This is a genomic window from Herbaspirillum sp. LeCh32-8, assembly GCF_017814915.1.
In the GTDB taxonomy this organism is placed as follows: domain Bacteria; phylum Pseudomonadota; class Gammaproteobacteria; order Burkholderiales; family Burkholderiaceae_D; genus Herbaspirillum.
On record NZ_JAGIPZ010000004.1, the window covers coordinates 33,665 to 50,478 of the forward strand.

Genomic DNA, 16,814 nt, shown 5'->3' on the forward strand with positions numbered 1-16,814 from the left:
TCCGATGAATCAGGCACTCATCCAGGCAACGCCGCCGCCACGGCTGCTGTCCATTGTCACGGTCACCCGCAACGACTCCGCCCGCTTGGCCCTCACGCTGCGAAGCATGGGACGCTTCTACGGCGACGCCCGCTTCGAACATATCGTGATGGACGGCAAGTCCACAGACAATACCCATGAACTGGTGGCGCCGCTCGCCGGCACCGCCAACTTCCTGTTCCATTCCGGTTCCGACAAGGGTATCTACGATGCGATGAACCAGGGCGTCGCCAAGAGCAACGGACGCTTCCTCCTGTTCCTGAATTGCGGCGACTGCATGCAGGCCGGCCCCGACGAGCTGGCAGGATGGATTGAACAGCTCGGCGGCCAGGAGAGCGTCGATATCGCCTGCTTCTCCTTCTCGCAAGTGGAGAGCAGCGGCCATACCAAGGTCGTCCACGCCCATGCGGCCACGCCCATGCATATGCCGACCTCGCACCAGGCCATGCTGTTCGCCGCCGGCTTCATTCGCAGCCATCCCTACGACATCCGCTACAAGATCGCCGCCGACTTCGATCTCTACATGCGCAGCCGCCGCCAGTGCGTGGTCCTCGCGCCCACCCAGGCGCCGCTGACGATCGTCGAGGTCGACGGTGTGGCATCCAGCCAGCCGATGATTTCCTACCGGGAATACCTGGCGATCGCATCAAGAAACCTGACCGGCCTCGAGAGAGTGTCCTGCGTCATCCGGATTGGCTTCAGAGCCATGATCGTCATCGCCGTGAAGTCGCTGCTTCCGACAAGCCTGGTCAGCAAATTAAGGGGAATGTCATGATGGCGGCAAAGCCACGCAACACCGAAGGCCTGTGGTTGAAAATTGGGATATTGCTGGCGATCAAGGTCGCCGGCGCCTTGTTTGCGACGATCGTATTCAACCGCTTTTCGCCACTGGTGGACTCCAAGCTCTACTTGAGCGGCTACTACACCACCGATCGATTCCTCCGGACGCAGTTAATTAATACGCTTGCAGTCAGTTTGAACCATGTCGGCGGGCCACTTTTCGCCCATGTGACGTTCGGCATGATTTCCTCAGCGGGCATCATCTACTACTATGCCACCGGCGGTCGTAGATGGCCGTTAATGTTGCTGCTGCTGCTGCCAAGCGCCTTCATCTGGACCTCGATCGTCGGCAAGGAAGCTATTTATGCTGGATGCTTCAGCATGCTGCTGGTAATCTGGTCCAGGTACTGCGTCGAAAAACCGAACCCGACGAGCGTCATCCTCGCCTTGCTCTCACTGGGCACCTGCCTCATATTGAGACCGCACTATGGACTCGCCATCATATGGCTGTTTGTAGCCACGTACATCATCAAACAGCTGGGTGACAGGTCATGGAGCGTGCTGCTGACGGCGCTTGCCCTGGTGGTCTTGTCTGTCTACTTCTTCGCCTGGACGGATATCCTGTATCGCGGCTTTGGCAGCATCGAGGCCTCGGCGCGCGCGAGTCGATACGCGCTGTTCGACATCGAACCGCAGACCGGTTTCGGATTTGAACATTTCAAGCGCATGCTTCCACTAGGCGTCATCACGGGCATCGTAGGCCCACTGCCATCCGAACTCATGTCACGCCCGGAATTCCTCCCCTTCTTCCTGGAAGGCCTCTTCGTCCTGTTTGCGCCGCTGGTGATCTATCGCTATGCCAAACGGCATGACTTCGCCGACAAGCAATTGTTCTGTCGCCTCTACCTGTGGTGCATCGTCCCGGCCGTGCTGGCGTTGATGATCCTGCACGCCCCTTTCGGGTTGTTGAATCCAGGATCGGCCACGCGCTGGAGAACCAACTTCGAATCGCTGTTTTACCTGGCGCCGCTTTTTCTGCTCTTCCGTTTTACTGATAACAAACGCAATGAAGATTCTTCACTTTCATCCTAATGGACGAATGGCTGCGCTGTTCATCGATCCGCTGATCGAGGGAGAGCGCAAGGCTGGGCATGACTCGGAGCTGATCACATCGAGCATCAGATCGAAAACCAGCACGCTGGAAATCAGATACGACCTGTCACTGCGCAACCTGCCGCTGCTGCCGTTTTCCCTGTTCCGAATCTGCCGGCTGATCCATGCGCGCAAACCCGATGTCGTGATCAGCCACAACACCAAGTCGTCGCCGCTGCCGCTGTTCGCGGCGTGGCTGATGCGCGTGAAGTCGCGGATCTACTTCAACCACGGCGTGCCTTACGTCGGCTATAACGGCACCGTGCGCTGGGTGCTGAAACTGCTCGAGAGCATCAACGGTTCACTGGCCACCAAGGTACTGACGGTCTCGCGTGACATGGTCAGGCTATTAACAAATGTACGGGAGAGCCTCGATCCATCCGTCATCCTCAACGGCTCGGCTTGCGGGCTCGATCTGGATGTCTACAACAAAGCTCGCTACCTGGACTCCCGCTGGCGACAGGAGCATGGCATCAACAAAGACGACGTACTGGTGGTGTTTGTGGGCCGACCAGAGCGCCGCAAGGGTTTTGAACGCGCTCTGCATGTCTGGAAGGACTACCTGACCAACCCGAAGTACAAGCTGCTGCTGTGCGGGGCGACTCCGGCGGACGTCCTGCGCTTCCTGCCCGAGGTGCCCGACAACGTGACCTGTCTCGGATTCATCAGCAATATTCCTGAAATCCTGTCCAACTCGGACATCCTGATCATGCCCAGCTTGCATGAGGGCCTGTCTTACGCGGTGCTGGAAGCCATGGCCTGCGGCTGCGTGGTGATCGTCAACGACATCGAAGGCATCCGCAGCCTGGTATCCGACAAGAACAACGGTTACTTAGTGAAGGACAATGCGCTGGCCACCTATGCTCAGCTGATTGAGCGAGTCGCGCAGGGGGGCGAAGACATCGACCTCATCAGACAGGAAGCGCAGGCGACCGTGAACATGTTTTCCCGCAAGTTGTTCATCCCGGCTTACATCGCGTTCCTGAACGACATCAACACGTCCAGGCCATGACCGGCTGGCCGACCGCCGCATCCGCGCGGCGGCCGGCCTCCTTGAGCATCGCCCCCGGCTTCATTCGCGCACCTTCCCCCGCATCGATTTGATTTCCCCGCGTTGCGTCTTGCTCTGCAGCCGCCTGCGCTGCGAGCTGCGGGTGGGACGCGTGGCCTTGCGCAACACGGGCGCACTGGCCGCCAGCGCCAGCATTTCCTGCAGACGCTGCAGGGCTTCGGCCTTGTTCTTTTCCTGGCTGCGGTGCGCCTGGGCCTTGATGACGACCACGCCCTCCTTGCTGATGCGCTGATCGTTCAGCGCTAGCAGCCGCTGCTTCACCTCATCGGGCAGGGAAGAAGCGCGGATATCGAAGCGCAGGTGGATCGCGCTCGATACCTTGTTGACGTTCTGACCACCGGCGCCCTGCGCGCGGATGGCGGTGAACTCAACGTCGTCGTCGGCAATGAAGAGGGGAAGAATGGCAGCGGCCCGGGTTGGCAAAACGCCATTTTAACGGCTGGCGCGACCGTCGCCCTCCGCCGTATCCGTACGGGACAATGACTGCCGCCGCGCCGGCGCCCGGTTTGCGACGTCCGGGTGTCCCGCAGGACGGATGTAGGCGCTGCGCATCACCCCTCGCCCAGTTTTGCCGGGCGCCGCCAAACCCGCGTAAAATACGCCCCTCACGCGGGTGTAGCTCAATGGTAGAGCAGGAGCTTCCCAAGCTTAAGACGAGGGTTCGATCCCCTTCACCCGCTCCACTGCCGCACCGTTATAGCTGCAGGCTGCCAGCCGCCGGGATCGTCCGGCCAACGGGACTGGCCCAGCCGCACAACACCGATTCACGAGTTATCCATGTCTGAAAACAAATCCGGCAAACCGCTGTTCTACGATCCGACCGAGCGCCGCATCCGCAGCTTCGTCACGCGCACGGGGCGCGTTTCCAATGCGCAAGGACGCGCGCTCGAAGAGCTGGGGCCGAAGTTCCTGCTGCCTTACGCCAAGGAAACGCTGGACATCGCCGCCGCCTTCGGCCGCGAAGCCCCCACGGTGCTGGAGATCGGCTTCGGCATGGGCGAGACCAGCGCGAAGATTTCGGCGCTAATGCCGGAGAAGAACTTCATCGGCGTGGAAGTGCATACCCCCGGCGTGGGCAGCTATCTGAAGCTGGTCGACGAGGGCAAGCTGGAGAACGTGCGTATCATCCAGCACGATGCGGTCGAGGTGCTCAACAACATGATCGCGCCGGGAGCGCTGGCCGGCGTGCATGTGTTCTTCCCCGATCCCTGGCACAAGGCGCGCCACAACAAGCGCCGCCTGATCCAGGGCCCGCTGGTGCAGCTGCTCAGCTCGCGCCTGGCCGTGGGCGGCTATCTGCATTGCGCCACCGACTGGGAGGAGTACGCCATCCAGATGCTGGAAGTGCTGGGCGCCGAGCCGACGCTGAAGAACACCTCCACCGATCCGTCCGGTTATGCGCCGCGCCCGGACTACCGCCCCACCACCAAGTTCGAGAACCGCGGTCTGCGCCTGGGCCACGGCGTGTGGGACCTGGTGTTCGAAAAGGTGAGCTGAACGTCGGCCGCTGCGGCGCTCGATTGAAAAACGGCATGCCCTCGCGGGACATGCCGTTTTTTGTTTTGCGCGAACCACCGTGACGGTCTTATTTGAGCTTGAACACCGCCACCGCGCGCTGCAGCGTCTCGGCCTGCTCCTGCATGCTCTCGGCGGCGGCCGCCGCCTGCTCGACCAGCGCGGCGTTCTGCTGCGTCACGCTATCCATCTGCATCACCGCACGGTTGACCTCGTCGATGCCGGCGCTCTGCTCTTTGTTGGCGTCGGTGATCTCGTCCATGATGGAGGCGACCTTGTGGATCGCGGAGACGATATCTTGCATGGTCTGCCCGGCGCCGCCGACCAACGCGGTGCCGGCGCTGATCTTGCTCACCGAGTCGTCGATCAGCTCCTTGATTTCCTTGGCGGCGGTGGCGCTGCGCTGGGCCAGCGAACGCACCTCTGAGGCCACCACCGCAAAGCCGCGCCCCTGTTCGCCGGCGCGGGCGGCCTCCACTGCTGCATTCAACGCCAGGATGTTGGTCTGAAAGGCGATGCCGTCGATCACGCCGATGATGTCGACGATGCGGCGCGAGCTCTCTTCGATCGCCTGCATGGTCGCCACCACCGAGCCCACCATCTCGCCGCCCTTGACGGCGACGCCGGAGGCCTCGCCGGCCAGCTGGTTGGCGTGGTTGGCGTTGTCGGCGTTCTTTTGCACGGTCGAGGTGATCTCCTCCATCGAGGCGGCGGTTTCTTCCAGCGAGCTGGCCTGGTCCTCGGTACGCTCGGAAAGATCGCGGTTGCCGTTGGCGATCTCGGTGGCGGCCACCGTGATGCTGCCGGTGCCCTGGCGCACCTCGGAGACGATGTTGACCAGGTTGTCGTTCATCTCCTTGAGCGAATGCAGCAGTTGCGCGGTTTCATCCTTGCCGCTCACCACCACCTCCGAACGCAGGTCGCCGGCGGCCACTGTCTGTGCAATCCGCACCGCCGCGCCGAGCGGGCGCACGATGCTGCGCACCAGCCACCAGGTGATGCCCACGCCCACCAGCAGCGACAGCAGGATCGACGCCACCAGCAGGGTGCGCGCCTGACGGTAGTCGGAAAGGCTGTCGGCGTTGATCTCTTCGCGCACCTTGTCGGCGTGCGCATGCACGGCGACGACGATGTCGTCGATCATCTTGGTCGGCAGGCGATCCACGCCCTTGACCTGCTCATCCACCCGCGCCACCGAAGCCGGGTCATCGGTCGCGTAGAGCTTCAACGCTTCCAGGTACTTGGCCAACAGCTCGGCGTGCGCTTCCTGCGTCTTGCGCGAGGCGGCGTCGTCCATGCCGATTTGCGGCATCAGCTTTTCCAGCTTCTTCAGCGTGGCCTGGGTCGCCGCGCTTTCATCGATGAAGGCCTGGCGATATTTCTTGAAGGACTCCGGATCCTTGCCGCGCAGCAAGGTGTTCTTCCACTCCTGCACCTGGATCTTGAACTGCACCTGGGCGCTGCGCGCGGCGTCCACCGACTGCTCGATCAATGCCCCCCTTTGCATGGCCTGTGCGCCCTGCTGGTAAATCTCGTCGAGCACCATCCAGCCGCGTACGCCGACGAAGACCGTGGCCGCCAGCAACAAGGCGGCAAGCAAGCCCAGCCGTATCCCGATTCTCACATCATTGAGCTTCATGCTACCCCCCGAACGTGTGCGTGGACTGACAAAGGAATTAACGGCGTCGCGGATGACCGGCTGAAGAGCGGCGTCCGAAAATCCTGAGTTTTCGTCAACAGATTGGAGGGGGATTATTTCTGCGCAATGACGCCATCCGTGATTTCGGCATGGCGTTGTTGTATTGATGCGGAAAGTGAAATCGACTGCGAGATTCGACGAGATTTTCCTACGAGGCGTGATGGATCAGCCGGCTCACGCCGGCGTCTGTTCCACGCCGGAAATGAGCGCGATGATCTGCGCGCCGTAGGTGTCGAGCTTCTTCTCGCCGACGCCGTTGACGTGGCGCAATTCGTCCAGCGACTGCGGACGCGCCTTGGCGATTTCACGCATGGTGGCGTCGTGGAAGATGACGTAGGCCGGCACGTTGTGTTCGCGCGCGGTTTCCACGCGCCACCAGCGCAGCTTCTCGAAAAGCTCCTGCTCTTCGGGCGACAGATCGGTCTCGACGAAACCGGAGCGTTGCGAACTGCGCTTGGCCTTGGCCGGTTTCTGGTACTGGCGCAGCTGCACCTTCTGTTCGCCGCGCAGCACCGGGCGCGCGGCCTCGGTGAGCTTCAAGGCGCTGTAGTTCTCGGCGTCGACCGTCAGCAGGCCCAGCGCGATCACCTGGCGCAGCACGGCGCGCCACTCGGCCTCGCCGCGATCGCTGCCGATGCCGAACACCGACAGCTGGTCGTGGCGCCACTGCTTGACGCGTTCGCCGTCGATGCCGCGCAGCACCTCGATCACGTGGCCGGGCGCAAAGCGTTGTTCAACGCGGTAGACGGTGGACAACAGCTTCTGCACCTCGACGGTGGCATCGAAGGACACCGGCGGCGTCATGCAGGTGTCGCAGTTGCCGCAGGGCGCGGCCTCTTCGCCGAAATAATTGAGCAGGCGAACGCGCCGGCAATGCAGCGTCTCGCACAGCGACAGCATGGCGTCGAGCTTGGTGCCGAGCACCCGCTTGAAGGTCTCGTCGGCTTCCGACTCGTCGATCATGCGGCGCTGCTGCACCACGTCCTGCAGGCCGTAGGCCATCCAGGCGTTGGCGGGCAGGCCGTCGCGGCCGGCGCGGCCGGTTTCCTGGTAATAGCCCTCGACGCTCTTGGGCAAATCGAGGTGACAGACGAAACGTACGTCGGGCTTGTCGATACCCATGCCGAAAGCGATGGTGGCGACCATCACGATCTTGTCTTCACGCAGGAAGCGCGCCTGGTTGGCGGTGCGCAGCGCGTAGTCCATGCCGGCGTGATAGGCCAGCGCGTTGATGCCTTCGCCGCGCAGGAACTCGGCGGTCTCTTCCACCTTCTTGCGCGAGAGGCAGTAGACGATACCGGCGTCCTCCGGGTGTTCGCTCTTGATGAAGTCCAGCAGCTGCTTGCGGCCGTTGGCCTTCTCCACGATCTGGTAACGAATGTTGGGTCGGTCGAAGGAGGACACGAACTGCCGCGCCTGTTCCAGCTGCAGGCGATGGATGATCTCCTCGCGCGTCTGGGCGTCGGCGGTGGCGGTCAGCGCGATGCGCGGCACCTGTGGGAAGCGCTCGTGCAGCACCGACAGCTTGATGTATTCGGGACGGAAATCGTGACCCCATTGCGAGACGCAATGCGCCTCGTCGATGGCGAACAGCGAGATGCGCGAAGCCTCCAGCAGGTCCAGGCAGCGCGGCGTCATCAGCCGTTCAGGGGCGACGTAGAGCAGGTCCAGGTCGCCCTGGCGCAGCCGGCGCTCGATCTGCAGCGCCTCGTCGAAGCTCTGGGTGGAGTTGAGGAAGGCCGCGCGCACGCCCACTTCGGCCAGCGCGTCGACCTGATCCTGCATCAGCGCGATCAGCGGCGAGACCACCACGCCGGTGCCCTCGCGCAACAACGCCGGCACCTGATAACAGAGCGACTTGCCGCCGCCGGTGGGCATGAGCACCAGGGCGTCGCCGCCTGAGGCTACCTGTTGAACGATCTCGCCCTGGTGGCCGCGGAAGGACGAATAGCCGAACACGGTCTCCAGCACATGCAGGGCGCGGTCTTGCAGCGTGGCTGCGGCGGGCAGGGAATCGAAGTCGACCATGAATCTGAGGCGGGTTGAGGCGGGAAGCAAAGACGCTATTTTATTGCAGCCAGCCCTGCCCCACCGCAAACAGCAGGAAAACGCCCAGCGCGGCGCGATAAACGATGAAGGGCCAGGTCGAAAATCTCTCAAGGAATTTCATCAGCCCCCAGATCGCCGCAAACGCCGACACGCTCGCCACGGCCAGGCCGAACAGCAGCACGCCCCAGGCTTCCAGCGGGATATGCGCGTGCAGCAGCACGGCCAGCTCTTTGAGTCCGGCCAGCGCGATCGCCGGCAGGCCCAGCAGGAAGGAGAAACGCGCCGCTTCTTCGCGGCGGAAGTTCAGGAACAGCGCCGCAGTCAGCGTCGAGCCCGAGCGCGACACGCCCGGGATCAGCGCGCCGACCTGGGCCACACCCACGATCAGCGCGTCGCGCAGGCGCATCTGGTCGACGCTGCGGCGATGGCGGCACACCAGCTCGGAGATCGCCAGCAGCACCGCCATGACGATGCAGGACCAACCGATCACCGTCAGGCTGCGCAGCGGCGAGCCGCAGGCATTCAACACATGCGACAGCGCCAGGCCGGCGATGCCGATGGGGATGGTGGCCAGGATGATGGCCACGGCCAGCTTGAACATCGGGTCGTTGAAGTCGCGACGGCGCCAGGCCGAGACGCTGCCGCCGGTGACGGCGGCGACGTCTCGGCGGAAGTAGCTGATCACTGCCGCCAGCGCCGCCAGCTGCATCGCCGCCGAGAACGCCGAGCCGGGATCGTGCCAGCCGAGGAAGGCCGGCACCACGCGCATGTGGGCGGTGGAGGAAATGGGCAACAGCTCGGTGATGCCCTGGACGATGCCCAGGAAACCGATCTGCGCGTAGCTGAGCGAAGCGAAGCCGATATCGAGGCCGGCGCTGCAAACATTGGCCATGGGGATGTTCTCTTGAAGGGATTGGCGGGATAGTTATGAAACCGGACGCGTCGAGGCGTCCGGTCGGTGCAGCAGTGTAATGCAGCTTGGATGCGGCCTGCGCATCCCGGGCGGTTTATTCCACCCAGGCCACGACGCCGGTGTAAGCGGTGGCCAGCACGATGATGCCGAACACGATGCGGTACCAGGCGAACACGGTGAAATCGTGCGAGCTGATGTAGCGCAGCAGCCAGCGCACGCACAGGAATGCCGAGATGAAGGCGGCCACGGTGCCCACCGTGAACAGCGGCACGTCAGCCGCCGACAACAGCGCGCGCTCCTTGTACAGCGAATAGATGGTGGCGGCGAACAGGGTCGGGATGGCCAGGAAGAAGGAGAACTCGGTGGCCGCCTTGCGCGACAGGCCGAACATCATGCCGCCGATGATGGTGGCGCCGGAACGGCTGGTGCCGGGGATCAGCGCGAAAGCCTGGGCGATGCCGACCTTGAGCGCGTCCAGCGGGGTCATGTCGTCCACCGTCTCGATGCGCGCCGAAGCCATGCTCATGCGGTCCTTGTTGCGGCGTTCCACCCACAGGATGATCAGGCCGCCGACGATGAAGGCGATCGCCACCGACACCGGGTTGAACAGCGCCTCCTTGATCTTGCGGCTGAACAGGAAGCCCAGGATGGCCGCCGGCAGGAAGGCGATGATCAGGTTGATCACCAGGCGCTGCGCCTTGCGGTCGATGAACAGGCCACCCAGCACGGCGGCGATGCGGGCGCGGTATTCCCAGCACACCGCCAGGATGGCGCCGGCCTGGATCACGATTTCAAAGACGTCTGCCTTTTCCTTGGAGAAGGTCGGGCCGGTGAACTGCAGCAGGCTGTTGGCCAGGATCAGGTGGCCGGTGGAGGAAATGGGGAGAAATTCGGTCAGGCCTTCGACGACGCCCATGATGAGCGCCTTGAGCGCGAGGATAGTGTCCATACGTGGCTGGGTGGCTTCTTATGTGGAGTTGAAGGGAGATGTTGCGAAAAACGTGGCAGATGCGGCAAAAAATATCAAAAACCGGCATTTGGACAGCGCTTGCCCCAGAAGGTGCGCTGCAACAAACCGAAATTTTACAATACGAAAGCTGACGTTCCATTGACGTCGAACCGGAAGGGTTACCATATCGGCTTTCTTATCTCAGCACCGACGCCGGAACCACAGCCATGAGCGACATCACCATCTACCACAACCCCAAATGCGGCACCTCGCGCAACGTGCTGCAGGCGCTGCGCGACGGCGGCGTCGAGCCGATCGTGATCGAATACCTGAAGACCCCGCCCGACCGCGCCACGCTCAAGAAACTGGTCGCCGCCATGGGCGTGCCGCTGCGCGAGGTGATCCGGGCCAAGGAAACGTTGTACAAAGAGTTGGGCCTGGACAACCCCGGCCTGAGCGACGACCAGCTGCTGGACGCGATGCTGGCCAACCCCATCCTGATCAACCGTCCCATCGTGGTGGCCCCCAAGGGCACGATGCTGGTGCGTCCCAGCGAACGACTGGCCGAAATTTTCCCCTGATTAATTAGCTGGCAAGCCGGCTCAGGCGGCCGGCGCCGTTGCCGCCTCCAGCGCGCCCAGCCAGAACATGGCCGCCTCGCGGCTGTCGCCGCACATGTCGGCCGCAGGCTGCAGGCCGCCGCAGAAGGCCGGGCGCTCGGGTCGGCCGAAGATGCGGCAACGCATCTCTTCATCCAGTTGCACGCAGGCCACGCCGGCCGGCTTGCCGTCGGGCATGCCAGGGATCGGACTGGTGATGGAAGGCGCCGTGCAGCAGGCGCCGCAGCGGGGACGGCAATTCATGGACGGGTGAACAAATCGGGGAGTCGGAAATCAAGGCGCATCGCGGCCGGCCGGCTGGCGTCGGCGAAGGCGCTATTTTACCCTTGCCGGCGCTGCGGCCCGCGCGTTTCATCCCCCGTTTGCGACCTTGTGCGCGCGCCGGCGACGTTCTGTCGCATGCTGCTGGCGCCCGGCCGTCCGGACGCTTTACATTCGCTTACCCGAATGCCTGATCTGCATCCTTGACGCCATGACGTTTGCCACTTACATTGCTGACTCTCCGGTTACTTACCCGCGAACTCGTCTTTGCGCGCGAGGCCTGGCGCTCCCGCGTGAGGGAGATCGCCGCCGCGCCGGCCGGTTCGCGATGTTTTGCTCGCCTATGTCCGACGCCGCCAAAGAACCCCGCTGGGAACGCCGCAAGCAGGACCGCCCGCAAGAATTGCTGGCGGCTGCGCTGCAGCTGTTCGTCGAGCGTGGCTACGCGGCCACCCGCCTGGAAGACGTCGCCGCGCGCGCCGGCGTGTCCAAGGGCACGCTCTATCTCTACTTCGAAAACAAGGAAAGCCTGTTCAAGTCGGTGGTGCGCGCCAACATGCTGCCGCTGCTGGACGAAGCCGAAGCCATGGTCGACGGTTACGCCGGCAGCAGCGCCGACCTGCTGCGCGAGCTGATCATGGGCTGGTGGGATGCAGCGGCGCATTCCGGACTGAACGGCATCTCCAAGCTGATGGTGGCCGAGTCGGGCAACTTCCCCGAGCTGGCGCGCTTCTATCACGACGAGATCATCGTGCGCAGCGACGCCATGGTGGTGCGCATGCTGGAGCGCGGCATGGCGCACGGCGAATTCCGCGCCATCAACGCCGAATCGATGAAGAAGGTGATCGTGGCGCCGGTGGTGATGCTGATGCTGTGGGATCAGTCCTTCGGCCCCTGCTCGATCACGCCCATCGATCCGCAAGCCTACCTCGCCAGCCTGATCGACCTGTGCATCCATGGCCTGAAGGCTTGACCCCCTGACCTCCGTAGCCCGGCTGCCGGATCCGCATTTGCGCTGTACCGCTTCACCGCATCACCTCAGTAGAACAATAAAAAGCCTGTCTGAACGTCTGTATCTATCTGTACGTCTGCAAGCTTGAACCCCGGGACCGACCGAATGACGCTTTCCTTCCTGAAACGCCGCTGGCTGCGGTGGACCTTGCTGGCGCTGGTGCTGCTGATGGCAGCGATGGTGCTGCTCAAAAAACGCAGCGCGCCGGATGCCGCCAAGACCGCCCCTGCCAGCGTGGCGCCCAGCGCCATGGAATTCCTGCCGGGTGACCTGTACACCGTCAAGAGCGGCGAGCTGCGCCAGGTGCTGCCGCTGTCGGGCGCGCTGCGTGCGCTGAACCAGGCGTCGGTGAAGGCGCGCGTGGCCGGCGAAGTGCAGCAGGTGCTGGTGCGCGAAGGCGAAGCGGTCAAGGAAGGCCAGGTGCTGGCGCGCATCGACGGCGCCGATTACCAGGCCAAGGTCGACCAGGCGCGCGGCTCACTGGTGGCCTCGCAAGGCCAGCTCAATATCGCCACCCAGACCCGCAACAACAACCAGGTGCTGCTGGACAAGGGCTTCATCTCGCGCAATGCCTTCGATACCGCGGCCAGCCAGTTCGACATCGCCAAGGCCAACGTCGATTCCGCGCGAGGCGCGCTGGACGTGGCCCGCAAGGCGCTGGCCGATACCGTGGTGCGCTCGCCGATCGCGGGCCTGATCAGCGCGCGCAATGTGCAGCCGGGCGAGAAGGTGGCCGTCGACGGCAAGCTGCTGGACGTGGTCGACCTGTCGCAGATGGAGCTGGAAGCGCCGGTGCCGACCAACGACATCCTCAAGGTGCAAACCGGGCAGGAAGTGCAGGTGGCGGTGGAAGGCCTGCCGCAGAAGGTGCTGGGCCGCGTGGTGCGCATCAACCCGGCCACGCAGTCGGGCTCGCGCTCGATCATGGTGTATGTGCGGCTGGACAACCCGCAGGGCCTGCTGCGCGCCGGCATGTTTGCCGATGCCAGCCTGACGCTGGAAAAGAAGGCGCAGGCGCTGGCCGTGCCGGCCACCGCGATCCAGGTGGAGAACGGCAACGCCTACGTCTACGCCATCGAGAACGGCGCGCTGGCGCGTCGCCCGGTCGTGACCGGGCTGCAAGGTCGCACCGACGACGGCAACGCCACCGAAATCACCAGCGGCCTGACCGACGGCGCGCAGATCGTGCGCGCCAACCTGGGCATCATGCGCGACGGCACGCCGGTGCGCGTATTGCAGCAAGGCGCCGGCAACGGCGCGCCCGCCTCGCCGGTCCCGCCAGCGATGACGGATTCCGCGCGGCAATTGCCGGGCGCCCAGGCGGCGCAAACCGGCATCGTCCCGCCGGCGCCGCCGGCCAATCCCTCCACCCAGCCGCAGGGACGATAAACGATGTGGTTCACGCGCATCTCGATCGGCAACCCGGTCCTGGCCACCATGATGATGATGGCCTTCGTGGTGCTGGGCCTGTTCTCTTACCAGCGCATGCGGGTCGACCAGTTCCCCGACATCACCTTCCCGGTGGTGGTGGTGCAGACCACCTATCCGGGCGCCTCGCCGGAGAACGTCGAGTCCGACGTGACGCGCAAGATTGAAGAATCGGTCAACACCATCAACGGCATCGACACCCTAGTGTCGCACTCCTATGAAGGCCTGTCGGTGGTGATCGTGCAGTTCGACCTGACGGTGGATCCGGCGCTGGCCGCGCAGGACGTGCGCGAAAAGGTGGCGCTGGTGAAGGCGGCCTTCCGCAAGGAGGTCGACGAGCCGCGCATCACCCGCTTCGACCCGGCCGATCAACCGATCTTCTCGATCTCGGTGTCCAACGCGCCGGACGCCGCCAACGCCCGTCCGCGCACGCTACGCGAGCTGACCACCATCGCCGACCAGGTGATCAAGAAGCGCCTGGAAAACGTGCGCGGCGTCGGCTCGGTGACGCTGGTGGGCGGCGTCAAGCGCGAGATCAATATCTACGTCAAGCCGGCCGAGATGGAGGCGCTGGGCGTGGGCGTGAACCAGATCGTGGATGCGGTCAAGAACGAGAACCAGGAGCTGCCCACCGGCGCTATCCGCACGCTGGACGCCGAAAAGACGGTGCAGGTGCAGGGCCGGGTGAGGAATCCGGAAGACTTCAAACGCATCATCGTGGCGCGCCGCGGCGGCCAGCCGGTCACGCTGGAGCAGGTCGCGGCCGTGGTGGACGGCCAGGAAGAGCAGGAGACGCTGGCCTTGTACAACGGCCGCCGCACGCTGGCGCTGGACATCCTGAAGGCGCAGGGCCAGAACACCATCGACGTGGCCGACGGCCTGAAGCGCGCCATGAGCGACATGGCGCCCAGCTTCGAGAAACTCTATCCGGGCGTGAAGCTGGAGATCGTCAAGGACGGCTCGCGCCAGATCCGCACCGGCGTGGAAAATGTGCGCCGCACGCTGATCGAAGGCGCGCTGCTGACCATCGTGATCGTGTTCCTGTTCCTGAACTCGTGGCGCTCGACGGTGATCACCGGCCTGACGCTGCCGGTGGCGCTGATCGGCACCTTCCTGTTCATGTACATGTTCGGCTTCACCATCAACATGATCACGCTGATGGCGCTGTCGCTGTGCGTGGGCCTGCTGATCGACGACGCCATCGTGGTGCGCGAAAACATCGTGCGCCACGCCGGCATGAAGCTGCACGGCAAGTACAAGTCGCACCGCATGGCGGCGCTGGAGGGCACGCAGGAAATAGGCCTGGCGGTGCTGGCCACCACCTTTTCCATCGTTGCGGTGTTCCTGCCGGTGGGCTTCATGGGCGGCATCATCGGCCGCTTCTTCCACCAGTTCGGCGTGACGGTCGCCGCAGCAGTGCTGATCTCGATGTTCGTCTCCTTCACGCTGGACCCGATGCTCTCGTCCATCTGGCCCGATCCTGACGCCCACGGCGAACACGGCAAAAAGGCCGGCTGGTACGAGCGCAGCATCGGCCGCGTGCTGCATGCCTTCGAGCGCCTGGTGCAATGGTTGTCGGCGCGCTACCAGGAGATGCTGCGCTGGTCGCTCAGGCATCGCGTGGCCACGCTGGCCATCGCGCTGGCGACCTTCTTCGGCGGCTTCGCGCTGCCGGCGACCGGGCTGATCGGCTCCGAGTTCGTGCCGCAGGCGGACTACTCGGAAACCGGCGTCACCTTCTTCACGCCGGTGGGCTCCTCGCTGGAGCTGACCGAGAGCAAGGTGCGCCAGGTCGAGGCCGTGCTGCGCCAGTTCCCCGAGATCACCGACATCTACAGCACGGTCAACACCGGCAACGCCCAGGGCAAGAATTACGCGACCGTGTTCGTGCGCCTGAAGCCGCGCAGCCAGCGCCAGTTGACCACCGGCCAGCTGGCGCCGCTGCTGCGCGAGAAATTGTCGCAGGTGGCCGGCATCTCGGTCACCCACGTCGGCACGCTGGATGGCGTGGGCGGCGACAACAAGCAGATCCGCTTCAGCCTGCTGGGTCCCGACCTGCAACAACTGGCGCGACTGTCGGCGCAGGTGGAGGCGCAGATGCGCCAGATCCCCGGCGTGGTCGACCTCGACTCCAGCCTGAAGGCGCAAAAGCCGACCATCTCGATCGAGCCCAAGCGCGACATCGGCTCCGACCTCGGCATCGGCGTGGCGCAGCTGGGCAACGCCCTGTCGCCGCTGCTGGCGGGCGAGGCGGCCAGCAGCTGGCGCGGGCCGGACGACGAAAACTACGACGTCAACGTGCGTCTCTCGCCCAAGGACCGCAACACCGCCGACGACCTCTCGCGCCTGATGCTGGCCAGCACGCTGACCAACTCCGACGGCTCGCCGCGCATGGTGCCGCTGCGCCAGGTGGCCGACATCAAGGACACGCTGGGCGCCAACCAGATCAACCGGCGCGACCTGAACCGCGAGGTCGAACTTTCGGCCAATGCCCAGGGCCGCTCGGCCGGACAGATCAACGCGCAGATCAAGACCATGCTGGACGGCATTCACTGGCCGCCTGGCTATCGCTACCAGATCGGCGGCTCGACCAAGAGCATGAACGAATCCTTCGGCTACGCGGTGGGTGCGCTGGCGCTGGCGATCGTGTTCATCTACATGATCCTGGCCTCGCAGTTCGCCAGCTTCCTGCAGCCGGTGGCGATCATGTCCTCGCTGCCGCTGACGCTGATCGGCGTGTTCCTGGCGCTGATGTTCTTCCGCTCGACGCTGAACATGTTTTCCATCATCGGCTTCATCATGCTGATGGGGCTGGTGACCAAGAACGCGATCCTGCTGGTGGACTTCGCCAACCAGGCGCGGCGTGAAGGCATGGAGCGCGGCGCGGCGCTGCTGGAAGCGGCCCACGTGCGCCTGCGCCCGATCCTGATGACCACGCTGGCGATGGTGTTCGGCATGGTGCCGCTGGCCTTCGGCGTGGCCGAGGGTTCCGAACAGCGCGCGCCGATGGGCCAGGCAGTGATCGGCGGCATCATCACCTCCTCGCTGCTGACGCTGGTGGTGGTGCCGGTGGCCTATACCTACCTGGACGACCTGGGCGCATGGTTCAAGCGCAAGTGGTTCGGCAAAAATGGCGATGGCAGCGACGGCGGTGCGGGAGGCCTGCGCCATGAGGATTGATCCCATCCGGCGGCCCGCCGCGACGCCTTGCACTGAGGAAATCCCGCAACAGGCGGGTTTCTTGGGCGTTTTTCCCCGCGTACATGAGCTGTTTAGCGCGTCGGCGTTTGATAAAATAGCGCCTTTCCGTCGCTATTAGAGCCTA

General features: G+C 64.0%; 13 protein-coding genes, 1 tRNA gene and 1 pseudogene. 9 read left to right on the forward strand and 6 right to left on the reverse strand.

Going from position 1 to position 16,814, the window contains the following annotated elements; all coding sequences use genetic code 11:
- Nucleotides 1-4: 4 nt before the first annotated feature.
- The 3 genes from J8I26_RS09505 to J8I26_RS09515 are packed head-to-tail and all read left to right on the forward strand — an operon-like array spanning nucleotide 5 to nucleotide 2,983.
- Complete coding sequence (locus tag J8I26_RS09505; RefSeq protein WP_209606506.1) at nucleotides 5-814, forward strand: glycosyltransferase; 810 nt, start codon at nucleotides 5-7, stop codon at nucleotides 812-814.
- Nucleotides 811-1,911 carry a hypothetical protein gene (locus J8I26_RS09510; RefSeq protein ID WP_209606508.1) on the forward strand — a complete coding sequence of 367 codons (1,101 nt, stop codon included), beginning with the start codon at nucleotides 811-813 and terminating at the stop codon, nucleotides 1,909-1,911. The genes J8I26_RS09505 and J8I26_RS09510 overlap by 4 nt, the downstream gene beginning before the upstream one ends.
- Nucleotides 1,886-2,983 carry a glycosyltransferase gene (locus tag J8I26_RS09515; protein ID WP_209606510.1) on the forward strand — a complete coding sequence of 366 codons (1,098 nt, stop codon included), beginning with the start codon at nucleotides 1,886-1,888 and terminating at the stop codon, nucleotides 2,981-2,983. Before J8I26_RS09510 ends, J8I26_RS09515 begins: the two co-directional genes overlap by 26 nt.
- Before the next feature lie 60 nt (nucleotides 2,984-3,043).
- Here J8I26_RS09515 and arfB read toward each other — a convergent pair whose 3' ends face one another.
- A complete protein-coding gene (gene arfB / locus J8I26_RS09520; RefSeq protein ID WP_245200243.1) occupies nucleotides 3,044-3,466 on the reverse strand; it encodes an alternative ribosome rescue aminoacyl-tRNA hydrolase ArfB in 423 nt (140 codons plus the stop codon).
- Between the two features lie 186 nt (nucleotides 3,467-3,652).
- Here arfB and J8I26_RS09525 point away from each other — a divergent pair.
- Both J8I26_RS09525 and trmB read left to right on the forward strand, forming a co-directional pair.
- Nucleotides 3,653-3,726, forward strand: a tRNA-Gly gene (locus J8I26_RS09525).
- Nucleotides 3,727-3,820: 94 nt separating this feature from the next.
- Nucleotides 3,821-4,540 carry a tRNA (guanosine(46)-N7)-methyltransferase TrmB gene (trmB, locus tag J8I26_RS09530; protein WP_209606512.1) on the forward strand — a complete coding sequence of 240 codons (720 nt, stop codon included), beginning with the start codon at nucleotides 3,821-3,823 and terminating at the stop codon, nucleotides 4,538-4,540.
- An 88-nt stretch (nucleotides 4,541-4,628) separates the two neighbouring features.
- Here the strand turns inward: trmB and J8I26_RS09535 are convergent, their stop codons facing one another.
- From J8I26_RS09535 to J8I26_RS09550, 4 genes are all read right to left on the reverse strand, one after another.
- Nucleotides 4,629-6,197: a methyl-accepting chemotaxis protein gene (locus J8I26_RS09535; protein WP_209606514.1), complete on the reverse strand. Its 1,569-nt coding sequence runs from the start codon at nucleotides 6,195-6,197 to the stop codon at nucleotides 4,629-4,631.
- Between the two features lie 234 nt (nucleotides 6,198-6,431).
- Nucleotides 6,432-8,285 carry a DNA helicase RecQ gene (gene recQ / locus J8I26_RS09540; protein ID WP_209606516.1) on the reverse strand — a complete coding sequence of 618 codons (1,854 nt, stop codon included), beginning with the start codon at nucleotides 8,283-8,285 and terminating at the stop codon, nucleotides 6,432-6,434.
- Between the two features lie 40 nt (nucleotides 8,286-8,325).
- Nucleotides 8,326-9,198, reverse strand: coding sequence for an undecaprenyl-diphosphate phosphatase (locus J8I26_RS09545; RefSeq protein WP_209606518.1), 873 nt, complete (start codon nucleotides 9,196-9,198; stop codon nucleotides 8,326-8,328).
- A gap of 115 nt (nucleotides 9,199-9,313) precedes the next feature.
- Nucleotides 9,314-10,168: an undecaprenyl-diphosphate phosphatase gene (locus J8I26_RS09550; protein WP_209606519.1), complete on the reverse strand. Its 855-nt coding sequence runs from the start codon at nucleotides 10,166-10,168 to the stop codon at nucleotides 9,314-9,316.
- A gap of 227 nt (nucleotides 10,169-10,395) precedes the next feature.
- On the opposite strand from J8I26_RS09550, the pseudogene arsC reads away from it, so the two are divergent.
- Nucleotides 10,396-10,746: pseudogene (gene arsC / locus J8I26_RS09555) on the forward strand (arsenate reductase (glutaredoxin)); the annotation flags it as partial.
- Nucleotides 10,747-10,770: 24 nt separating this feature from the next.
- Here the strand turns inward: arsC and J8I26_RS09560 are convergent.
- Nucleotides 10,771-11,031 (reverse strand): YkgJ family cysteine cluster protein, encoded by a 261-nt coding sequence (locus tag J8I26_RS09560; protein WP_209606523.1) that lies wholly within the window; start codon nucleotides 11,029-11,031, stop codon nucleotides 10,771-10,773.
- 361 nt (nucleotides 11,032-11,392) lie between these two features.
- On the opposite strand from J8I26_RS09560, the gene J8I26_RS09565 reads away from it, so the two are divergent.
- The 3 genes from J8I26_RS09565 (at nucleotide 11,393) to J8I26_RS09575 (ending at nucleotide 16,669) form a co-directional block, all read left to right on the forward strand.
- A complete protein-coding gene (locus tag J8I26_RS09565; protein ID WP_209606525.1) occupies nucleotides 11,393-12,022 on the forward strand; it encodes a TetR/AcrR family transcriptional regulator in 630 nt (209 codons plus the stop codon).
- 144 nt (nucleotides 12,023-12,166) lie between these two features.
- Nucleotides 12,167-13,450 carry an efflux RND transporter periplasmic adaptor subunit gene (locus J8I26_RS09570; RefSeq protein ID WP_209606527.1) on the forward strand — a complete coding sequence of 428 codons (1,284 nt, stop codon included), beginning with the start codon at nucleotides 12,167-12,169 and terminating at the stop codon, nucleotides 13,448-13,450.
- Nucleotides 13,451-13,453: 3 nt separating this feature from the next.
- Complete coding sequence (locus tag J8I26_RS09575) at nucleotides 13,454-16,669, forward strand: efflux RND transporter permease subunit (RefSeq protein ID WP_209606528.1); 3,216 nt, start codon at nucleotides 13,454-13,456, stop codon at nucleotides 16,667-16,669.
- The last annotated feature ends 145 nt before the right edge of the window (nucleotides 16,670-16,814 follow it).

Coding starts and splice junctions, on each gene's coding strand:
- J8I26_RS09510 (WP_209606508.1), top strand. CDS start 811: ATGATGGCGGCAAAGCCACGCAACACCGAAGGCCTGTGGTTGAAAATT.
- J8I26_RS09560 (WP_209606523.1), bottom strand. CDS start 11,031: ATGAATTGCCGTCCCCGCTGCGGCGCCTGCTGCACGGCGCCTTCCATC.
- J8I26_RS09570 (WP_209606527.1), top strand. CDS start 12,167: ATGACGCTTTCCTTCCTGAAACGCCGCTGGCTGCGGTGGACCTTGCTG.
- J8I26_RS09575 (WP_209606528.1), top strand. CDS start 13,454: ATGTGGTTCACGCGCATCTCGATCGGCAACCCGGTCCTGGCCACCATG.
- recQ (WP_209606516.1), bottom strand. CDS start 8,285: ATGGTCGACTTCGATTCCCTGCCCGCCGCAGCCACGCTGCAAGACCGC.
- J8I26_RS09545 (WP_209606518.1), bottom strand. CDS start 9,198: ATGGCCAATGTTTGCAGCGCCGGCCTCGATATCGGCTTCGCTTCGCTC.
- J8I26_RS09550 (WP_209606519.1), bottom strand. CDS start 10,168: ATGGACACTATCCTCGCGCTCAAGGCGCTCATCATGGGCGTCGTCGAA.
- trmB (WP_209606512.1), top strand. CDS start 3,821: ATGTCTGAAAACAAATCCGGCAAACCGCTGTTCTACGATCCGACCGAG.
- J8I26_RS09505 (WP_209606506.1), top strand. CDS start 5: ATGAATCAGGCACTCATCCAGGCAACGCCGCCGCCACGGCTGCTGTCC.
- J8I26_RS09535 (WP_209606514.1), bottom strand. CDS start 6,197: ATGAAGCTCAATGATGTGAGAATCGGGATACGGCTGGGCTTGCTTGCC.
- J8I26_RS09565 (WP_209606525.1), top strand. CDS start 11,393: ATGTCCGACGCCGCCAAAGAACCCCGCTGGGAACGCCGCAAGCAGGAC.
- J8I26_RS09515 (WP_209606510.1), top strand. CDS start 1,886: ATGAAGATTCTTCACTTTCATCCTAATGGACGAATGGCTGCGCTGTTC.